The sequence below is a fragment of the Blastocatellia bacterium genome, assembly GCA_025055075.1.
Taxonomy (GTDB): domain Bacteria; phylum Acidobacteriota; class Blastocatellia; order HR10; family HR10; genus HR10.
In genome coordinates, this window is record JANWYV010000043.1 from 1 (window position 1) to 3,595 (window position 3,595).

Genomic DNA, 3,595 nt, shown 5'->3' on the forward strand with positions numbered 1-3,595 from the left:
GAACGCCCCAGGACAATCGGGCGATCCCACCAGCCCTCACTATCGCGACCTGTTCGAACTCTGGAAAGACGGACGCTATTTCCCCGTCTTCTTCTCTCGCGCTAAGATCGAAACGGTCACCATTCGACGCGAGCGGTTGCAACCGCTTCAGCCGACGGGCTGAAGGATTCGACCGTCGCGATCTTCGCAGGAGCGAACGATGATGAGCGATCGAATCGTCCGATCCGTCGTCGCGCTTTTCCTTCTCGGCGCGTGGTGCGTCGGGCCATGGAACGTTAGCTCTAGGGCTTCGGTTGAGGCGATCCAGCCAGAGGCGAGCGCTGCGCTCACGGCTGTTCTCGAGCCGTTCATCCGGCACGAGATGGCCGACAAGGACTTACCGGCGCTCTCGATCGCTGTCGTGGATGATCAGCGGCTGATCTGGGCGCGCGGGTTCGGCTACGCCGATCCGGAGCGGAAAATTCCAGCCACACCGGGGACCGTCTATCGAGTGGGCTCTGTGTCCAAGCTGTTCACTGCCATCGCCATCATGCAATGGGTGGAACAGGGCAAGCTCTCCCTCGACGCGCCGATCACCGGCGTTCTGCCCGATTTTCGACCGAAGAACCCTTTTGGGACGCCGATCACGTTGCGTCAGTTGCTGTCGCATCGTGCCGGACTCGTGCGCGAGCCGCCCGTCGGTCACTACTTTGATCCCACGGAGCCGACGCTCGCGGCGACGGTCGCCAGTTTGAACGAGACCGAACTGATCTATCCGCCGAGCGCGAGGACGAAGTATTCCAATGCCGGCATCGCTGTCGTCGGCGCTGTGCTGGAGCGGCTCTCGGGAGAGCCCTTCGCGCGATACGTGAAGCGAGCCGTGTTGCAGCCGCTCGGCTTGAGCAAAAGTTCGTTCGAGCCGGAGCCGGAGTTGATTCGCGATCTGGCCAAGGGGTATATGTGGACCTATCACGGCCGCGTCTTCGAGGCGCCCACGTTCCAACTCGGCATGGCTCCCGCCGGCAGCATGTATTCGACGGTAGTGGATTTGGCGCGATTCCTCAGCGCTTTGTTCGCTGGAGGTCGCGGCGTGCTCCGACCGCAGACGTTAGCGGAGATGTGGACGCCGCAGTTCGCAGGAGAAGCGTCGGGCTTTGGCATCGGCTTCGCCATCTCGCGACTGGATGGCCATCGGCGCATCGGTCACGGCGGCGCGATCTACGGATTCGCCACCGAATTAGCGGCCTTGCCCGACCAAAAGCTGGGCGTCGTCGTGGTCGCGACGAAAGATTTTTCCAATAGGGTGGTGGAGCGCATCGCCGATGCCGCTCTGCGCATTCTGCTCGCCGTGCGAGAGAATCGGCCGCTTCCGACACTTGTGACGACATCGCCTGTTCCGCCGGAGATGGCCGAGCGACTGCGCGGACGCTACCGTCGAGGAGAAGAGGTCGTTGATGTGATTCGGCGAGGCCGCGAGGTGTATGCCTTCCTCAGAGGGCTCCGGGTGAGGATCCGGCAAGCCGGTGGTCAATTGATCGTGGACGACCGACACGCCTTCGGCACTACGCTCGAGTTGAGCGCCGATGGCTTGCTCATCAACGGGCAGAAATACGAGCGCATTCCCGCGACACGACCGGCTCCGGTTCCCCCCCGTTGGCGCGGACTCATCGGCGAATACGGCTGGGATCACAACGTCCTCTACATTTTGGAGGAGAACGGGCAGCTCTACGCCCTCATCGAGTGGTTCTTCTTCTATCCCCTGCGGGAACTGCGCCGCGATGTCTTTCAGTTTCCCGCCCGAGGCCTCTATGACGGCGAGAAATTAACGTTCACTCGCGATCGGCGCGGACGCGCCACCGCCGTCAGCTTGGAAGGCATCGTCTTCAAACGACGGGCCGTGGGTCCTGAAGAGGGGAATGTATTTCGCATCACGCCGATGAGGCCGGTAGAAGAATTGCGACGGGAAGCTCTGGCCGCCACGCCGCCCGTCGCTCGCGGAGCGACGCGAGAACCAGAGCTCGTGGAACTCATCCGGTTCGATCCCACGCTCAAACTCGACATTCGCTATGCCACGACCAACAATTTCTTGAGCACGCCGGTTTATTCCGAAGCGCGCGCTTTTCTGCAGCGCCCGGCCGCCGAAGCGCTCGTGCGCGCGCATCGCAAACTGAAAGCCGAAGGTCTCGGTCTGCTCATTCACGATGCCTATCGGCCCTGGTACGTGACCAAGATCTTTTGGGAAGCGACGCCGCCCGACAAGAGAATTTTCGTCGCCGATCCCGCCGTGGGATCGCGCCACAATCGCGGCTGCGCCATTGATCTGACGCTGTATGATCAGAGAACCGGACGGGCCGTGCGCATGCCGAGCGTCTACGACGAGATGTCCGATCGCGCCTATCCCGATTATCCCGGAGGGACGTCGCTCGAACGGTGGCATCGCGAGCGATTGCGGGAAGCGATGGAAGCTGAAGGCTTCATCGTCTATCCCGCCGAATGGTGGCACTTCGATTACAAAGACTGGGAGGCTTACCCCATCCTCAACCTCCCCTTCGACCAGATCCCGCGCGACGATCCTCGCCGCCGGAGCCGAACCCGCAACTGACGACTCGAATGCGGATGCGTCCTTCCCTGCTCCTTGTCGCTCTGGTCGTCGTTTCGGAGAGTGGCTCCGGCGTCGGATCGTCTCGGTGATCTTCCTCGATGAGCGTCCGTCGCGCTCTCACCGCCCGTCCATCGGTCGCCCGCATGTGGACAGCGAGAGCGCGAGATCCTTTCGCGCGGAAGTTCTCGAACGCGCGGCTTTGTCTCCGAGCGCGATTCGAAGAAGGCGCGAGAGGTTTCGGCATACTCCGTCCAAATGTTGACCGAGGGATTGCAATGTCCTAGACTCAGATGGCTCGGTGAACGATGGCAAGCATCCCGAAAGGAACCTTTGCGTTATGAGGCGTTTTGGTCTCGTGGGCCGTGTGAATGGCGCTGTTGCGATTGTGCTCTGCTTGTGCAGCGGCGCGATCGCTCAAACCACTCAAGCCACGCGCCGCGACCTGGCGGTGAAATTGAGGGAATTGGACGCGGCTTGGGAGCGAGCCCGAGACTCTGAAGAGGCGCGCGCGCGGGCTGTGCCGATGATCTCGCAGGCGGTGAGCAACTTTTTCCTGAATCGCTTCGCCGAGACGTGTCGCTCCGTCGCGCAAGCGATCTTCAAGCTCGAACAAGCGGGCACGCCGTCGGCAGAGCGGCAATGGGCCGACGCTCTGGTGATTCGCGGTCCGCGCCTCCTCGATCCGACGCAAGAAGCGGCGCCGCGCTGGACGCTGCACACCGCTTATTCAACGCCACGCCCGGGACGATCGTTGGAAGTGCGCTGGTCATTGCTTCACCAGGATCGCGTCGTGGCCACCGACATCATCGCGCCGCTGAACCCGCCAGTTGACTTTACCATGCCCATCCGTGGGCTCGGGCAAGGTGAGTACGAGATTCAGTTGCGCGTCATCGAGGGAACGACCGTTCATCGGGAGTGGAGAGAACCGTTGAGCCTCGTGCCGCGAGCGGCGAGTCGGCTGCGCGCGCTGGAAGCGCAGCTTCCGTCATTCCAGGGACGGGTGAACGATTTCGA

3 protein-coding genes are annotated in these 3,595 nt (G+C 62.2%); all 3 read left to right on the forward strand.

Going from position 1 to position 3,595, the window contains the following annotated elements:
* On the forward strand, nt 1-163 hold a 163-nt coding region (locus NZ746_10255; protein MCS6817745.1), incomplete at its 5' end, for a penicillin acylase family protein.
* A gap of 36 nt (nt 164-199) precedes the next feature.
* Nucleotides 200-2,581: a serine hydrolase gene (locus NZ746_10260; protein MCS6817746.1), complete on the forward strand. Its 2,382-nt coding sequence runs from the start codon at nt 200-202 to the stop codon at nt 2,579-2,581.
* A 337-nt stretch (nt 2,582-2,918) separates the two neighbouring features.
* A partial coding sequence (locus NZ746_10265) for a hypothetical protein (GenBank protein ID MCS6817747.1) occupies nt 2,919-3,595 on the forward strand: 677 nt, incomplete at its 3' end.

Excerpts from the sequence above, each read along its gene's own strand:
- NZ746_10260 (MCS6817746.1), top strand. The coding sequence starts at position 200 with ATGATGAGCGATCGAATCGTCCGATCCGTCGTCGCGCTTTTCCTTCTC.